A 16420-nucleotide genomic window follows, 5' to 3' on the forward strand; every position below is an offset into this window, starting at 1 on the left:
GGCGCAGGAAGGAGAAAATCCCGTTGACTGAAGATAAAACAAAGGAGCAGCAGCCCGCTGTGCAGCCGGTACGGCAGCCCCGCCGCCAGAAGCTGCGCTCGCTGTGGGCGCAGTTCCAGTGCCGGGGTGTGCTGCGGCGGCACAGGCTGCGGCGCAAGCGCCAGCACCGCCGGGAAACGTTGTGGCGTAAGCTGCTGCATAACCCCGTAGCGCCCATAGTGGGCGAGACGCTGTACGCCGTAGGCTTTTCTGCCGAGTATGCCGTGGTCCGCACAGGACGCCGCTTGCAGCACGGCTTGCAGCGTCTGCTGCGGGCGGGCAAAGATTTGCTGAAAAATATCGCATCCATGGCCTTTCCAGGGGCGGCGCAGCTGCTGCGGGATCTGTTCGGCCCGGTAGTGCTTGCCCTGCGGGGCACCGGGGCGCTGCTGCGCCACGCACATCGGGTGCGCAAGGAAAATGGCTTTGGCGCTGCGCTGCGCGCAAGCGGGCATTTCCTTGCCCATGGTATCGCTGATAACATCCGTCTTGTGCCCCGCATGGCTATGTATGTGCTGCCGGTGGCAGCGCTGGCTGTTATGGTGACTGTGTTCCAGACTACCATCCGCCAGCCCTACGCCTTGCAGGTACAGGTGGATGACAAGACCGTGGGCTATGTGGCCAACGAAGAGGTGTTTAACTCTGCGCTGGAGGCCGTGCAGCAGCGTATCAATTATTCCGGTGCAGAACAGGCGCGCTTTACCGTGGAGCCTACTTATTCCGTGACCATCGCCCATGACGTGATGGACGAAAATGACGTGGCTGATGCTATCCTCAAAACCTCCAGCGACCAGATCAGCGAGGGCACGGCTTTGTATCTGGACGGTGAGCTGACCGCCGTGTGTGCGGACGGCAGCAGCCTGCAACGATATATCAGCAGCCTGCTGGAACCCTACGAGAACCCCGATGACCCCAACACCACCGTGGGCTTCAACAAGGATGTCACGCTGGAAAACGGCATCTACTTCAACGAGAGCTTCCAGGAGGAAGCCGAGGTGGAGCAGCTGCTCTCCGGTGTGCAGCAGGCACAAAAATCCTATACGGTGCAGAACGGCGACACCATCTGGTCTATCGCTCAGAAAAACGGCCTGACCGTGAAGGAACTGTGCGAAATGAACACCGGCTTTACCGCCAACGGCGAAAACGGCCTGACACAGGATTCCAAGATCCTGCCCGGCGATGCACTGACCGTGGTGCGGGAGGAGGAAACGCTGGAGGTGCGCATCACCAAGGTGGAAAGCTGGGAGGAAGAGATCGCCTACACCACCGAGACCACCAAATCCAAGGAGCTGAACTCCGGTACCAAGCGCGTTACCCAGAAGGGTGAGAACGGCATCCGCACCGTGACGGCACAGCGGGTGTACGATGCAAACGGCAATCAGCTTTCCCAGCAGATTCTGAGCACCGTAGTGACCAAGGAGCCTGTGACCGAAAAAGTTACGGTGGGCACCAAAAAGGTGTCCTCCGGTGCATCCTATATCACCGGTAGAGGTCAGTTCATCTGGCCGGTGCCCGGCTACCGGAATTGTTCCCGCTGGTACGGCGGCAGCCACAAGGGCGTGGATATCTGCGCCGCCGCCGGTACGCCTATCTATGCTTCGGCAGGCGGTACGGTGACCAAGGCCGGCTACAACCGCGCCGGTGCAGGCAACGGCTACGGCAACTCCATCATCATCAGCCACGGCAACGGCTACACCACCTTGTACGCCCACTGCCTGTCGCTGGTGGTGCACGCCGGTCAGTCGGTCAAGCAGGGTCAGCTCATCGGCTATGTGGGCAGCACCGGACGTTCCAGCGGCAACCACTGTCACTTCGAGATCCGGCGCAACGGCTCTTACATCGCACCGCAGAACGTGTTCAACCGCAGCAAATATCGGTAAATAGCAGCAAGGGCTTTTCCACAGGGGAAAGCCCCTCTGCTGTATCATGAATAAAAAGGAGAGATCATCTATGTCTACCCCTCACATCAGCGCAGAAATGGGCGATTTCGCCAAGACAGTCCTTATGCCGGGTGACCCCCTGCGTGCCAAGTTTATTGCCGACACCTTTTTGCAGGATGTCCGGCAGGTGACCGGCGTGCGCGGGATGCTGGGCTTTACCGGCACCTACGAAGGCCGTCCCATCAGCGTGATGGGCAGCGGTATGGGTATGCCCTCCATCGGCATCTACTCCTACGAGCTGTTCAGCTTCTACGGCGTGGAGAACATTATCCGCATTGGTTCTGCCGGCAGCTATACCGAAAAGGCTAAGCTGTTTGACACCGTGTTGGCTACCGGTGCTGTGAGCGAGAGCAACTACGCCCGGGTGCAGAGCGGCTTTACCGGCAACATCACCCTGCCCAGTGCAGCTTTGAACGAAAAGCTGCGTGTCTCCGCTGCAAAGCAGGGCATCCCCCTGATCGAGGGCAACATCCACTCCTCGGATGTGTTCTACCGCCAGCCCTCGGACGCAAAGCCCACCTACTGGGAAAAGCTGCGGGACGAGGACGGCTGCCTGTGCGTGGAGATGGAAAGCTTTGCCCTGTTTGCCAACGCGCAGGTACTGGGCAAGAACGCCGCCTGCCTGCTGACCATCTCGGACAGCTTTGTGGCCCCCGGCATCACCACCGCCGAGGAGCGCCAGAAGAGCTTTACCGATATGATGAAGGTCGCTCTGGGCGCAGAGTACTGATCGCATAATTTTCCAGCGCGGCTGCCGCCCCAAGGCACAGCCGCGCTGTTTTTGCCCATAAAAGGAGGAAACAGCATGACAAAACTGACCATGGAAGAAAAGCAGCAGCTGATTCGCATGGCACTGGCCGCGCGGGAAAAAGCCTATGCGCCTTACAGTGATTTTATGGTGGGCGCTGCACTGCGCGCTGCGGATGGCCGCATCTTTACCGGCTGCAACGTGGAGAACGCCGCCTTTACCCCCACCAGCTGCGCCGAGCGCACCGCCCTGTTCAAGGCAGTGGCGGAGGGCGTGACCGAGTTTACGGATATCGCCGTGGTGGGCAGCCGTCGGGGCGAAGTGAACCGGCAGATCACCTCGCCCTGCGGGGTGTGCCGTCAGGCATTGTTCGAGTTCGGCGGGCCGGAACTGAACGTCATTATGGCAAAGACCCCGGAGGATTTCATTGAGCGCAGCATGGACGAACTGCTGCCCTTCGGCTTTGGCCCCTCCAACGTGGCGGGCAACAGCGCCGTGGAAGGGGAGTAAGTGTTCTTCTTTGAAAAACAGCGCAAGCAGGGATAAATTGGTGAATAAGCATTGCTTTTTTATAAATTATACAAGGGATTTGTAAAGAATTTGTAATCGGAAATTGCTTGCATCTGTCACTTCCACCCGCTATACTTGAGCCAGTAAATGTGCCAGAGCGCACATTCCATTCATTTGACGCAATTTTTTAAATAAAAGGAGAGTTTCTTATGAAGATTTCTCGTCGTAACTTTCTGGCTGTGGCCGGTGCTGCTGCCGCTGCCGCTGCTCTGACCGCCTGCGGCGGTTCTTCCGCTTCTTCTACCAGCACTGCTTCTTCCGCAGCTGCCAGCTCTGCCGCCGCTTCCGGCGCAGCAGACGGCGCTGAGAAGATCGCCAAGGTCGCTCTGACCTGCGATACTGGCACGATCGATGATGAGAGCTTCAACCAGGCTTGCTGGGCTGCTGTTTCCAGCTACATGGGCGACAACTGCCAGTACTACATCCCCGATTCTGATGCTTCCGATGAGGATCGCGAGACCATGATCCGTCAGGCTGTCAACGATGGCGCTGATGTTATCGTCTGCGTGGGCTACCTGTACGGTGCCTCTCTGGCATGGGCTGCTGAGCAGTACCCCGACGTCAAGCTCATCGCTATCGATGTGACCCAGGGCGATATCGGTACCGACAGCATCCCCGCCAACTGCTACTGCATCACCTTCAAGGAGGAGCAGGCAGGCTATCTGGCAGGCTACGCCGTTGTTAAGGACGGCTACACCAAGCTGGGCTTCCTGGGCGGCATGGCTGTGCCCGCCGTTATCCGTTACGGCTACGGCTATGTGCAGGGCGCTGACGCTGCTGCAAAGGAGCTGGGCACCAACATTGACATCAACTACTTCTACGGCGGCCAGTTCTACGGCGATGCCAACATCACCTCCCGTATGGAGGGCTGGTATGCCAACGGCACTCAGATCGTCTTTGCCTGCGGCGGCGGCATCTACACCTCCGCTGTCGAGGCTGCTCTGAAGAACAACGGCTACGTTGTGGGCGTTGACGTTGACCAGAACTACATCGGCGCGAACGGCGTGGAAAAGGACGGCTACGCTTACAACCCGTTCATCACCTCCGCTATGAAGGGTCTGTCTGAGTCTGTCAGCACCGCTCTGGGTGACATCGAGGCCGGCGAGTGGAGCAACATCGCTGCTACCAACGGCAACTTCGGTCTGGAGGACGGCGACTACATCGGCCTGCCCACTGCTGATGACAGCTGGAACTTCAAGACCTTCACCAAGGACGAGTACGAGGCTGTGAAGGACAAGATCGCTTCCGGCGAGATCGTTGTGGACAACAGCTCCGATGACGCTACCAAGCCCACCGTCAGCGAGTTCACCAAGGTCAACTACATCCAGTAATCGCTATCCCGGAATTACTCCCGTAATAGGGGCGGGGTGCTCATGCAGGGGCACCCCGCCCTTTTTGTATGTCTGTGTAAGAGAAACAGGGAGCAAATCATGCAGATCGTACAAAAGTAACACTTTTGCTTGTGCTTTTTGACAAAAAATCAAAAAGCCGTGTGCAAACCGCAAAAAATCAGGTATAATGGTTTGTAGTATAGAAAAGGTGTCGTTACGGCACGAAAGGAGAGTGAGCAGATTGGCAGAGGATTATGTGATCGAGATGCTCCACATTACCAAGGAATTCCCCGGTATCAAGGCAAACGATGATATCACCCTGCAACTGCGCAAGGGCGAGGTACACGCCCTTCTGGGCGAGAACGGCGCGGGCAAAAGTACGCTGATGAGCGTGCTGTTCGGCCTGTATCAGCCGGAGCAGGGCAAGATCCTGAAAAACGGCAAGGAGGTTGCCATCCGCAACCCCAACGATGCCAACGCACTGGGCATCGGCATGGTGCACCAGCACTTCAAGCTGGTGGAATGCTTCAGCGTGCTGGACAACATCATTCTGGGCGTGGAGCCCAACAAGATGGGCTTTTTGCAGAAGGCCGAGGCACGCAAAAAGGTGATGGCGCTGAGTGAAAAGTACGGCCTGCGGGTGGACCCGGATGCACTCATCAGCGATATCTCGGTGGGCATGCAGCAGCGCGTAGAGATTTTGAAGATGCTGTACCGCGACAACGAGATCCTGATCTTTGACGAGCCCACCGCTGTGCTGACCCCGCAGGAGATCGACGAACTGATGGAGATCATGCGCGGGTTCAAGAAGGAGGGCAAGTCCATCCTGTTCATCACCCATAAGCTCAACGAGATCATGGCTGTGGCCGACCGCTGCACCGTGCTGCGCAAGGGCAAATATATGGGCACGGTGGATATCAAGGACACTACCAAGGAAGATCTTTCCCGCCGCATGGTGGGCCGCGACGTGCAGCTGCAGGTAGAAAAGCAGCCCGCGCACCCCGGCGAGACCGTGCTGGACGTGGAGAACGTTACCATTCACAACGACCAGCGCAAGAAGGACGTGGTGAAGGACGTGTCCTTTAAGGTGCACGCAGGCGAGATCGTCTGTCTGGCGGGCATCGAGGGCAACGGCCAGACCGAGTTCATCTACGGCCTGACCGGCCTGAGCAAGGTGAACGGTGGCAAGCTGGTGTTGGACGGCAAGGATATCACCCACGAGAGCATCCGCCAGCGCTCCAAGGACGGCATGGGTCACATCCCGGAGGACCGCCACAAGCACGGTCTGGTGCTGGATTTCAGTCTGGAAAACAACATCGTGCTGCAGCGCTACTGGCAGCCGGAGTTCCAGAAGGGCGGCTTTATCCGTGCCGATAAGGTGCGCGAGTACTCCGACCGGCTGATCAAACAGTACGACGTGCGCAGCGGTCAGGGCAGTGTGACCACCGTGCGCAGTATGTCCGGCGGCAACCAGCAGAAGGCGATCATCGCCCGCGAGATCGACCGCGACCCCAAGCTGCTGGTGGCAGTGCAGCCCACCCGTGGCCTGGATGTGGGTGCTATTGAGTACATCCACCGTCAGATCGTGGCCGAGCGCGACAGGGGCAAGGCCGTGCTGCTGGTCAGCTTGGAGCTGGACGAGGTGATGAACCTTTCTGACCGCATCCTTGTAATGTACGAGGGCGAGATCGTGGGCGAGTTTGACCCCAAGACCACCACCGTGCAGGAGCTGGGTCTGTATATGGCAGGCGCCCGCAAGCAGGGAAAGGAGGAGCAGTAACACATGAATAAGAAAAAACTTTCCCACAGCGGCAGCCTGCAAAGTTCTGTTACCAGCGTGCTGGCTGCACTGCTGTGCATCCTGATTGGTTTGCTGGTGGGCTTTCTGGTGCTGGTGGCCATCAACCCCGCACACGCATGGGGCGATGGTTTTGTGCGCATCATCAAGGGCGGCTTCCACGATGCCCCCTACGGCGTGGGCAAGGAGCTGGCCAATGCCGCACCCCTGATCATGACCGGCTTGTCCGTGGCGTTTGCCTTCAAGACCGGCCTGTTCAACATCGGTGCAGCCGGTCAGTATACGCTGGGCGCTTACGGCGCACTGTACTGCGCCATTATGCTCAAGCTGCCTTGGTTCGTCTGCCTGCTGGCAGCAGCCGTGCTGGGCGGCCTGTGGGGTGCGATCCCCGGCTTTTTCAAGGCCTATTTCAACATCAACGAGGTCATTACCTCCATCATGTTCAACTGGATCGGCCTGTATCTGGTAAATGAGCTCATCTACCAGAACGGCACCGGCCCCATGTACGACGTGCGAAACACCCGTACCTTGAACCTGAGCAAGAATGCCGATTTTGCCCAGTCCCTGATCCCGGACTTCGGCCTGAACAAGCTGTTCCAGACCAACAGCACCACCATTGCTATCTTCTTGGCGGCAGCGGTGGCCGTGCTGATCTGGGTGGTGCTGAACAAGACTACCTTCGGCTACGAGCTCAAGGCCGTTGGCCTGAACAAGAACGCCGCCCGCTATGCCGGTATCAACGAGAAGAAGAACATCATCCTCTCCATGGCCATTGCCGGTGCGCTGGCGGGCTTCGGCGCGGGTCTGTTCTTTCTGTCCAACGTGTCCCAGTGGAACCCGCTGAACTCCACCAGCCTGCCGGGCATGGGCTTCAACGGTATCTCGGTGGCACTGCTGGCAAGCTCCAACCCCATCGGTACCGTGTTCTCTGCGCTGTTCATCTCCCATATCTCGGTCGGCGGCTCCTTCCTGTCCACCAAATTTTACCCCACTGAGATCTCGGATCTGATCAGCGGCATCATCATCTACCTGTGCGCATTCTCCATGCTGTTCCGCGGCAAGATCCAGAGCCTGCTGTTCCGGAATGCCGAAAAGACCAACGTGAACGCAGAGCCTGCGCCTGCCGCAGAAAAGACCAAAAAGGAGGGCAAGTAATATGCTGCTTCTGATTAAATATACCCTGCTGTACGGTATCGTGCTGATGCTGGTGGCACTGGGCGGTATGTTCAGCGAACACTCCGGCATCATCAACATTGCGCTGGAGGGCATCATGGTCATCGGCGGTGTGGCCGGTGTGCTTACCCTGACTATGCTGCCTGCAAGCCTGTCGCCCTTCCTTGTGGTGCTCATTTCCATTCTGGTGGCGGCACTGGCGGGCGTGGTTTACAGTCTGCTGCTGGCCTTTGCCTCCATCAACCTGAAGGCAGACCAGACCATCGGCGGCACGGCACTAAACCTGCTGGCCACCGCCATTGCCGTGGTCATCTCCAAGTACTTCAGCGAGAGCGGCAGCGCCAAGCTGAACTACTCCAACAAGCCCTTCCTGTTCAGCATCGGCGGGCTGGAGCTCAGCGTGTTCGTGCCGTTGGGGCTGATTTTGCTGGTAGTCAGCTACATCGTGCTGTATAAGACCCGCTTCGGCCTGCGTCTGCGTGCCTGCGGCGAGCATCCGCAGGCTGCGGACTCGGTGGGCATCAACGTCTACAAAATGCGTTACGCCGGTGTCATCCTTTCCGGTGCGCTGGGCGCCATCGGCGGTCTGGCCTATATCGTGCCCCCGGTGCAGACCTGGAACTTTGAAGTCGGCGTGGCCGGTGCAGGCTTTCTGGCACTGGCAGTTATGATCTTTGGTCAGTGGAAGCCCTTCCACATCTTTGGCGCGGCCATGTTCTTTGCCGTGTTCAAGAGCCTTGCCAACATCGCAGACTCCACCTTCCTCGCACAGCTGCACTGGTCCAGCAACATCTATAATATGATGCCCTTCGTGGCCTCCATGGTCATTCTGGCCTTTACCTCAAAGAACAGCATGGCACCCAAGGCCGAGGGTATCCCCTACGACAAGGGCTCCCGTTAAGCGCTTTTGCTAAAAATCCATAAAATCAGGGCATCCGCAGCCATCAACGTGCTGCGGATGCCTTTTTTGTACGGGAGATGGCACATTTTATCCATGTATTTGCCGGTAGAAAATAGCATTTTTGCTTGTAAAATACAACGAGATATGTTATCATTAAAGAACAAATGTGTATCTATAGGAACCCGGTGTACATTTCTTGCACTGCGGAAAAACAAGAAAGGTGAGTTTCTCTATTATGGACGAAAAAACAACTATGGGACAGTCGCTCCGGAACATGGAGGACGAAGAGACCATTGATCTGATGGAACTGGCGCGCCTGCTGTGGGCGCATGCTGTGCAGATCGTGGCAGCAGCTGTTGCGGCAGCGCTGATCTGCCTGCTGGTGTGTATGTTTGCGCTTACACCCAAGTATCAGGCTTCCATCAACATGATCGTGAACACCCGGCAGGACACGACCACTACTTTCACCAGTGATAACTTCAACTCGGCTAAGAACCTGATCAGCACCTATGCGGTCATCATCAAGGGCAACACCGTGCTGAACGAGGTCATTGATGAGCTGGATCTGGACATGACCTACGCCGAGCTGTACGACATGGTGGATGTTGCCGATGTGGACGCTACCCAGATCATGAAGATCACGGTCACCGATACGGATGCAGAGCGTGCGGGCGAGATCGCCCAGACGATCTCCGAAATCGTGCCCGACGTGCTGGTGGAAAAGGTGGAAGCCGGTTCCTGCAAGACGGTGAGCGATGTGTCTATCAACCCCAACAAGGTGTTCCCCCAGACCAAGAAGTACGTTGTGCTGGCCGGTCTGCTGGGCGCTGTGGTGGTGTGCGGCGTGCTGGTGCTGGCACACCTGCTGCACGATACCATTGTGGATGACGAAGATGTTCAGAAGAAGCTCGGCCTGCCCGTGCTGGGCCTGATCCCGGAGGTGTAAGACGATGTGGAATCTGTTTAACAAAAAGAACAAAACTGACGGCGAGCACCGTACCCTGCAGCTGATCACCGATAAGGGGATGCCCTTTGGCTATGTGGAGGCCTACAAGTCTCTGCGCACCAATCTGGACTTTATGGCGGGCTCCATGGACGTGCACACGCTGGTCATCACCAGTACCGTGCCGGAGGAATCCAAGAGCAATGTGGCGGTCAATCTGGCGATGACGATGGCCGAAAGCGGCAAAAAGGTGGCTCTGGTGGATTGCGACCTGCGCAAGCCGGTGCTGCACCGCTATCTGAAGGCCGGTCACAACGTAAAGGGCGTTTCCAACGTGCTGTCCAACCAGTGCACGCTGGACGAGGCTTTGCAGGAGCTGAAGGAAATGAACATGACCTTCCTGCCCGCAGGCACCCCGCCGCCGAACCCCTCCGAGATGCTGAGCCAGCCGCAGATGCAGGCTATGGTGGATACTCTGCGCCAGAAGTTCGATTTTGTCATCTTTGATGCACCCCCGGTGTCGGTGGTCACCGATGCAGCCGTCATCGGCCGCTATGTGGATGGCTCCATCTTTGTAGTGCGCTCCGACTACGCCCCCACCGATGCGGTGCGCGGCGCAGTGAAAAAGCTGCAGGATGCCGGTGTCCGGGTGCTGGGCAGCGTGCTGACCCGATACGACATGAAGAAGGCACTCAAGGGCTCCAGCTACGCATACAGCTATGCTTACAACTACAACTATGCCTACGGCAAGCAGGATGCCACTGCCGGTAAATAATAAGGAAGCATTGTTATGACCGATCTGCATTGTCACATTCTGCCCGGCATGGATGACGGCGCAAAGGATACGGCAGTCTCGCTGGAGCTGCTGCGCAGGGAATATGAGGATGGTGTGCGCAACATCGCGTTCACCAGCCACTTCAACAGCGAACGCACCACGGTAGAAGCCTTTACGGAAAAGCGGCAGACTGCCTTTGAACAGCTGACCGCCGCACTGGAAGGGCAGCCTATGCAGTTTGATTTCAAGCTGGGAGCAGAGGTGTTCTTCTCTCCCGGTCTGTGCGAGCTGGACACCCGGGCGCTGTGCATGGGGGACACCGCCTATCTGCTGCTGGAGTTTCCCACCACCCACAAGCCGCATTTTATTCGGCAGACCCTGTACAATTTGCAGCAGCAGGGCATCGTGCCGTTGATCGCGCATATCGAGCGCTACCCCTATGTGCTGGAGGATCCCACTCTATTGTACGACTGGGTAGCCGCCGGTGCCTATGCACAGATCAACGTGGGCACCCTGCTGGAACCCAAGCTCTGCAAAAAGCTGTGCAAGTTCATCCAGTGGGGACTGGTTCATGTCATCTCCACCGATACCCATTCCCCGGACAAGCGCCCGCCACACATGGCACAGGGCGTGCAGCAGCTGGAAAAGCTGCTGGGTAAGGAAACTGCCGCCCGCATCGTGCACAACGGCGATGAGTTGTTCCACGATCAGGAGCTGGACGCTGTGACCCTGCATCAGCCCAAAAAGTTTTTGGGTAGATGGGTCTGATCCTATTACAAGGAGAAAACTGCCCGGGCGGAGGAGTACTCTGCCCGGGCAGCGGATTTTGGTATGAAGAAAAATAAGGTCCTGAAAATCGTATTGATCGTGCTGGGTGCGCTGGTGGTTCTGCTGGCAGCAGCAGTCCTTGGGGTGCTGTTCTATCTCCACAGTATGGCAGCCGGTCTGCCGGAAACCCTGCCGGATGCCCCGGCGGACAGTACACAGCTCACCCTAACGGATGAAGATCTGGATAAGCTGCTCAGCGGCGAGATCACGCTGGAAGAACTGACCGACGAAGCCGCTGCGTCCAACAGTGGGGAACAGGAAGCATCAGCCAGTGCTCCGCAGGAGGACGCGGGCGCTGCTTCGGCCCCGGAAGGTTCTTCTGCTTCTTCGGGGAGCGCTGCCTCCCGGACGGAGAGCAGCAGCACAGCGTCCTCCTGCAAGCAGGAGACTGCCGGTGCAGCCAATTCCGGTACAGAAAAACCGGCGTCCTCTTCCAGTAAACAGGAAGCCGCTTATGAAAAAGAGGTCAAGGCGTTGCTGCAGCAGCTGTACAGCGTTAAGGCGCGTGCCGAGGCAGAACTGAACAGCTGCATTGCCGGAGCAAAAGCAGAGTTCAAGTCGCTGCCGGAGTCTCAGCAGACACAGGCACGCAAGGTCTCCATCGTACTGGCAAGAAGCGGCAGACTGTATGCGATGCAGGCGTCCTACGATAAGGAAGTGGCGAGCATCGTCAGCCAGATGCGCGCCATTCTGACCGCCAACGGCCAGAGCACCGCATTGGCAGATCAGGCGATGGCCTCCTATAAAGCACAGAAGAGCGCCATGTACTCCCAGCTGACCGCAAAACTGTACTCCTGACCCGCAAAACGACCCATGACCACCCGCAACTGTTTCTCCGAGCACTGACTGTACCGGAAAAAGGCTGCGGGTGGCTTTGTTTTGCCGTTTTTGCTGCAATATGGAGAAAAATACTAACGGTATGGATGGATGGTTCCGGGGCAGAGACACTGCTTTTTGCACCGACAGGGGAGGGCAGATTGTACGCACCAACGGAACAATCAACCCAAAAGCCGAAGAAGTAGCACTTTTACCTACAAATATACAGAAAATTTGTATAAAGTATAATATTTCGCTCATGCTTTGCTAAAATGAAGTGAATTATTTTCATGTAAATTGACAAAATCCGTGGTTATCCTTATAATATATAGAGTGTTTCTCGGGTATGGACGATGGTGTTTATGCGACCGCAAGATGCCATCGTTTTATTATTCGCTTTTTCTGTCCGTGTGCCAAGGACAGACGTCCGCTATGTGTGAGGCTGGCAGACTGCGGGAAAGTATGGCTCGGCCTGAGAGCAAAAATAGTAATTCATTGATAGGATTGGAGTGGCATCAAACGATGGCAAAGTACATCATCAAGCGTGTCGCAATGGGTATCTTCAGTATCTTCATTGTGGCCACGGTTACCTTTTTTGTCATGAACCTGGTCCCCGGTGGCCCGTTCGTGGCAGAAAAGTCCATCAGTGCCGCTGCTCAGCAGGCTCTGGCCGAAAAGTATGGCCTGGATAAGCCGCTGGGTGTGCAGTACGTCAACTACATGGAGAGCCTTCTGCACGGCGATCTGGGTCTGAGCCTGCGTCAGCGCGGACGTACCGTGAACCAGATCATCGCCAGCAAGCTGCCGGTGTCCTGCCGTCTGGCAGGCATTGCAGTGGTTGTGGCTCTGTGCGTGGGCATCCCGCTGGGCTGCATTTCCGCTTACAACCGCGGCAAGTGGCTGGATAACGTTATTATCGTGTTTGCTACCTGTGGCATCGCGATCCCCAGCTTTATTTCCAGCGTGCTGCTATTGTACCAGTTTGGTATGAAAATGAAGGTGCTGCCCACCGTTGGTCTGAACAGCGCAGCCGCCTATATCATGCCGGTCACTGCACTGGCCATCTATCCCTCGGCTTATATCACCCGTCTGATGCGCTCCAGCCTGCTGGACGTTATGGGTCAGGACTATATGCGCACTGCCCGCGCAAAGGGCGTGTCCCAGTTCATGATCCTGTTCAAGCACGCACTGCGCAACGCCATTCTGCCTGTCATCACCTACGTCGGCCCCATGCTGGCCAGCCTGATGACCGGTTCTTTCGTGGTGGAAAAAATCTTCTCCGTGCCCGGTCTGGGCCGCGACTTCGTGTCTGCGATCACCAACCGTGACTACACCATGATCATGGGCACCACCATCCTGCTGTCCAGCATGGTCATCATTGCAAACGTGATCGTGGATATCCTTTATAAGATCATCGACCCGCGCATCAAGCTGCAGTAAGAGAAAGGAGCGATTTTCATGGAAAACATTAAAAAGAATCCGCTCAGCCTGCAGCTCAACGCGGAGGATTTTCTGCCCGCCAGCAATGAGGAAAAGCAGAGCCTGGTGGTCATGCGCGAAAGCGTCAACTTCTGGAAGGACGGTATCCGCCGCCTGAAGAAGAACAAGATCGCCATGGTCAGCTTTGTGTTCATCATTGCCATTGCCATCTTTGCCTACCTGCTGCCCGCCGTCTGGCCTTACAGCTACTCCGAGCAGATGAAGGGCAGCAACAACCTGAAGCCCTTTGAGTACTCTGCTTCCGAGCAGGCACGTATCGACGCAGGCGAAAAGGTGTTCCCGCACATTCTGGGCACCGACCGTATGGGCCGTGACTTCGCTGTGCGTATCATGATGGGCACCCGCGTCAGCCTGTCTGTCGGTCTGATCGCTTCTGTGCTGGTGCTGATCATCGGCGCCACCTATGGTGCGGTTGCGGCCTTTGCCGGCGGCTGGGTGGACAATATCATGATGCGTATTACAGATATTCTGTACACCATCCCCGATATTCTGCTGATCATCCTGCTGGGCATGGCTCTGAAAGATCCGCTGGATGCACTGGCTACCAAGCCCGGCTTCAAGTGGATGCAGACCCTTGGCCCCAACATGATCTCCATCTTCATCATCTTTGCTCTGTTGTACTGGGTCGGCATGGCGCGTATCGTCCGCAGCCAGATCCTGATCCTGAAGGAGAGCGAGTACGTTACCGCTGCCCGCGCACTGGGCGCATCCAGCGGCCGTATCATCAAAAAGCATCTGCTCACCAACTGCATCGGTACTCTGATCGTTACCACCACCCTGCAGATCCCGGCTTCCATCTTTACCGAGAGCTACCTGAGCTTCATCGGTCTGGGCGTTGCAGCCCCGCTGCCTTCTCTGGGTTCTCTGGCTACCGATGCCGTCAAGGGCATGAACACCTACCCCCATCTGCTGATCGCCCCCGCACTGATGATCAGCGTGATGATCCTTGTGTTCAACCTGTTCGGCGATGGCCTGCGCGATGCCTTTGACCCGAAGCTGAAGAATTGATGAGGTGAACAGAAATGAGCGAGAAAATTCTTGATATCAAAGATGAACGCCTTTCTTTCTTCACCCCTGCGGGCGAAGTAAAGGCACTGAACGGCGTTTCCTTTACCATGAATCAGGGCGACGTTCTGGGCGTTGTGGGTGAGTCCGGCTCCGGTAAGTCGGTCACCGCCTACTCCATTATGGGCCTGACCGCTTACCCCGGCAAGCTGGTGGGCGGCAAGGTGTGGTTCAACGGCCACGAGATCGAGAACATGAAGGAGAAGGACTTTCGCAAGATCCGCGGCAACGAGGTCTCCATCATCTTCCAGGATCCCATGACCAGCCTGAACCCCGTGTACACCATCGGCAACCAGATCGTGGAGGTCATCCGCCTGCACACCGATAAGAACAAGGCCGATGCATGGGCACGCGCCAAGGAGCTGCTGGAGCTGGTTGGCATCAATGAGCCTGAGAAGCGCTTGAAGCAGTACCCCCACGAGCTGTCCGGCGGTATGCGCCAGCGCGTGATGATCGCGATTGCACTGGCCTGTGAGCCCAAGCTGCTGATCGCTGACGAGCCCACCACCGCACTGGACGTGACCATTCAGGCACAGATCCTTGAGCTGATGCAGGATCTGCGCAAGAAGCTGGGCATGAGCATCATCATGATCACCCACGATCTGGGCGTTGTGGCTTCCATGTGCGAGAAGATCGCCGTCATGTACGCCGGCCACATTGTGGAGTACGGCACCACCGACGAGATCTTCTACCAGCCGGGTCATGAGTACACCAAGGGTCTGATCAACTCCATCCCCAAGCTGAACACCGCAGAGCACGAGCGCCTTGTGCCCATCGAGGGCACCCCTGTGGACCTGCTGAATCCGCCGGCCGGCTGCCCCTTTGCGCCCCGCTGCAAGAACTGCATGAAGATTTGTCTGAGCAAGATGCCCCCGCGCACCGAGCTCAGCGATACCCATTATACCTACTGCTGGCTGCAGCAGAAGGCTGCATTTGAGAAAGGGGAAAAGGCAGAATGAGTGAACACAAGACGCTGGTCGAAGTCCAGCACCTGCAGCAGTATTTCCCCGCCGGCGGTGTGGGCAAGAACCGCAAGTACGTTCAGGCTGTGGATGACGTAAGCTTTGCCATCCGCAAGGGCGAGACCCTTGGTCTGGTAGGTGAATCCGGCTGTGGCAAGACCACCACCGGCCGCACCCTGCTGCGCCTGTACGAGCCCACCGGCGGTAAGATCTACTATGACGGCAACCTGCTGTTCGATAAGGACAACAAGATCGCAGTGGATATGCTGCCCTACCGCCGCCGTATGCAGATCGTTTTTCAGGATCCCTACGCAAGTCTGGATCCCCGCATGACCATTGGCGACATCGTGGGTGAGGGCATTGACATCCATCATCTGGCTGAGAACGAAAAGGACCGCCACGATAAGATCATCGCCCTGCTGGAGCGCGTTGGTCTGAACAGCGAGCACGCAAACCGCTACTGCCACGAGTTCTCCGGCGGTCAGCGTCAGCGCGTGGGCATTGCCCGTGCACTGGCCGTGAACCCCGAGTTCATCGTTTGTGACGAGCCCGTTTCCGCACTGGACGTTTCCATTCAGGCACAGGTCGTCAATATGTTTGAGGATCTGCAGCAGGAGATGGGTCTGACCTACCTGTTCATCGCCCATGACCTGAGCGTTGTCAAGCACATCTCCAACCGCATCGGCGTGATGTATCTGGGCAAGATGGTGGAGCTGGCCGACAGCTACGAGCTGATCACCCACAGCATCCACCCCTACACCCGCAGCCTGATCTCCGCAATTCCGGTGGCAGACCCCATTACGGCTCGCCAGTCCAAGCGTATCGTGCTGCAGGGCGATGTGCCCAGCCCCCTGAACCCGCCGTCCGGCTGCCGTTTCCGCACCCGCTGCCCCTATGCAGACGAGCAGTGCGCCAACGAGGTGCCCGAGTTCAAGGAGGTCTCCACCGGCCACTGGGCAGCATGCCATCACCTTGACCGCGTGAAGTGAGAACACTTTACTCTAGTAAAAGATGAAAACAATTCAACTGTG

At 57.1% G+C, this 16420-nt stretch carries 15 protein-coding genes; all 15 read left to right on the forward strand.

What is annotated here, in order from left to right; all coding sequences use genetic code 11:
• Positions 1–23: 23 nt before the first annotated feature.
• Positions 24–1919 (forward strand): M23 family metallopeptidase, encoded by a 1896-nt coding sequence (locus MTP36_RS06205; RefSeq protein ID WP_249254157.1) that lies wholly within the window; start codon positions 24–26, stop codon positions 1917–1919.
• A 70-nt stretch (positions 1920–1989) separates the two neighbouring features.
• Entirely contained in the window at positions 1990–2709 is a 720-nt protein-coding gene (gene deoD / locus MTP36_RS06210; RefSeq protein WP_113991971.1) for a purine-nucleoside phosphorylase, read from the forward strand.
• A 75-nt stretch (positions 2710–2784) separates the two neighbouring features.
• On the forward strand, positions 2785–3237 hold the full coding sequence (cdd, locus tag MTP36_RS06215; RefSeq protein ID WP_249254158.1) for a cytidine deaminase: 453 nt from the start codon (positions 2785–2787) through the stop codon (positions 3235–3237).
• 209 nt (positions 3238–3446) lie between these two features.
• On the forward strand, positions 3447–4628 hold the full coding sequence (locus tag MTP36_RS06220) for a BMP family lipoprotein (RefSeq protein ID WP_249254159.1): 1182 nt from the start codon (positions 3447–3449) through the stop codon (positions 4626–4628).
• A 265-nt stretch (positions 4629–4893) separates the two neighbouring features.
• Entirely contained in the window at positions 4894–6408 is a 1515-nt protein-coding gene (locus tag MTP36_RS06225; RefSeq protein ID WP_249254405.1) for an ABC transporter ATP-binding protein, read from the forward strand.
• A gap of 3 nt (positions 6409–6411) precedes the next feature.
• A complete protein-coding gene (locus MTP36_RS06230; RefSeq protein ID WP_055184922.1) occupies positions 6412–7581 on the forward strand; it encodes an ABC transporter permease in 1170 nt (389 codons plus the stop codon).
• Between the two features lies 1 nt (position 7582).
• Positions 7583–8500 (forward strand): ABC transporter permease, encoded by a 918-nt coding sequence (locus MTP36_RS06235; RefSeq protein ID WP_097779607.1) that lies wholly within the window; start codon positions 7583–7585, stop codon positions 8498–8500.
• A gap of 235 nt (positions 8501–8735) precedes the next feature.
• Positions 8736–9446 (forward strand): YveK family protein, encoded by a 711-nt coding sequence (locus tag MTP36_RS06240; protein ID WP_249254160.1) that lies wholly within the window; start codon positions 8736–8738, stop codon positions 9444–9446.
• A gap of 4 nt (positions 9447–9450) precedes the next feature.
• The gene (locus MTP36_RS06245) at positions 9451–10218 is read left to right on the forward strand and encodes a CpsD/CapB family tyrosine-protein kinase (RefSeq protein ID WP_249254161.1); all 768 of its coding nucleotides are present in this window, start codon (positions 9451–9453) and stop codon (positions 10216–10218) included.
• Between the two features lie 15 nt (positions 10219–10233).
• Positions 10234–10986: a tyrosine-protein phosphatase gene (locus MTP36_RS06250; protein WP_249254162.1), complete on the forward strand. Its 753-nt coding sequence runs from the start codon at positions 10234–10236 to the stop codon at positions 10984–10986.
• A 63-nt stretch (positions 10987–11049) separates the two neighbouring features.
• Entirely contained in the window at positions 11050–11844 is a 795-nt protein-coding gene (locus MTP36_RS06255; RefSeq protein WP_249254163.1) for a hypothetical protein, read from the forward strand.
• 540 nt (positions 11845–12384) lie between these two features.
• Positions 12385–13302: an ABC transporter permease gene (locus MTP36_RS06260; RefSeq protein ID WP_055184934.1), complete on the forward strand. Its 918-nt coding sequence runs from the start codon at positions 12385–12387 to the stop codon at positions 13300–13302.
• A gap of 18 nt (positions 13303–13320) precedes the next feature.
• The gene (locus MTP36_RS06265) at positions 13321–14370 is read left to right on the forward strand and encodes an ABC transporter permease (RefSeq protein WP_113621166.1); all 1050 of its coding nucleotides are present in this window, start codon (positions 13321–13323) and stop codon (positions 14368–14370) included.
• Between the two features lie 14 nt (positions 14371–14384).
• The gene (locus MTP36_RS06270) at positions 14385–15386 is read left to right on the forward strand and encodes an ABC transporter ATP-binding protein (RefSeq protein WP_097779612.1); all 1002 of its coding nucleotides are present in this window, start codon (positions 14385–14387) and stop codon (positions 15384–15386) included.
• Entirely contained in the window at positions 15383–16378 is a 996-nt protein-coding gene (locus MTP36_RS06275) for an ABC transporter ATP-binding protein (protein WP_005923266.1), read from the forward strand. The genes MTP36_RS06270 and MTP36_RS06275 overlap by 4 nt, the downstream gene beginning before the upstream one ends.
• Positions 16379–16420 lie beyond the last annotated feature (42 nt).

The organism is Faecalibacterium sp. I4-1-79 (genome assembly GCF_023347235.1).
GTDB lineage: Bacteria > Bacillota > Clostridia > Oscillospirales > Ruminococcaceae > Faecalibacterium > Faecalibacterium tardum.

What these genes read in the sequence shown, in the direction of transcription:
- MTP36_RS06265 (WP_113621166.1), top strand. Translation starts at nt 13,321, where the DNA reads ATGGAAAACATTAAAAAGAATCCGCTCAGCCTGCAGCTCAACGCGGAG.
- MTP36_RS06220 (WP_249254159.1), top strand. Translation starts at nt 3,447, where the DNA reads ATGAAGATTTCTCGTCGTAACTTTCTGGCTGTGGCCGGTGCTGCTGCC.
- cdd (WP_249254158.1), top strand. Translation starts at nt 2,785, where the DNA reads ATGACAAAACTGACCATGGAAGAAAAGCAGCAGCTGATTCGCATGGCA.
- MTP36_RS06275 (WP_005923266.1), top strand. Translation starts at nt 15,383, where the DNA reads ATGAGTGAACACAAGACGCTGGTCGAAGTCCAGCACCTGCAGCAGTAT.
- MTP36_RS06250 (WP_249254162.1), top strand. Translation starts at nt 10,234, where the DNA reads ATGACCGATCTGCATTGTCACATTCTGCCCGGCATGGATGACGGCGCA.
- MTP36_RS06255 (WP_249254163.1), top strand. Translation starts at nt 11,050, where the DNA reads ATGAAGAAAAATAAGGTCCTGAAAATCGTATTGATCGTGCTGGGTGCG.
- MTP36_RS06230 (WP_055184922.1), top strand. Translation starts at nt 6,412, where the DNA reads ATGAATAAGAAAAAACTTTCCCACAGCGGCAGCCTGCAAAGTTCTGTT.
- MTP36_RS06235 (WP_097779607.1), top strand. Translation starts at nt 7,583, where the DNA reads ATGCTGCTTCTGATTAAATATACCCTGCTGTACGGTATCGTGCTGATG.
- MTP36_RS06270 (WP_097779612.1), top strand. Translation starts at nt 14,385, where the DNA reads ATGAGCGAGAAAATTCTTGATATCAAAGATGAACGCCTTTCTTTCTTC.
- MTP36_RS06240 (WP_249254160.1), top strand. Translation starts at nt 8,736, where the DNA reads ATGGACGAAAAAACAACTATGGGACAGTCGCTCCGGAACATGGAGGAC.
- deoD (WP_113991971.1), top strand. Translation starts at nt 1,990, where the DNA reads ATGTCTACCCCTCACATCAGCGCAGAAATGGGCGATTTCGCCAAGACA.
- MTP36_RS06245 (WP_249254161.1), top strand. Translation starts at nt 9,451, where the DNA reads ATGTGGAATCTGTTTAACAAAAAGAACAAAACTGACGGCGAGCACCGT.
- MTP36_RS06260 (WP_055184934.1), top strand. Translation starts at nt 12,385, where the DNA reads ATGGCAAAGTACATCATCAAGCGTGTCGCAATGGGTATCTTCAGTATC.
- MTP36_RS06225 (WP_249254405.1), top strand. Translation starts at nt 4,894, where the DNA reads ATGCTCCACATTACCAAGGAATTCCCCGGTATCAAGGCAAACGATGAT.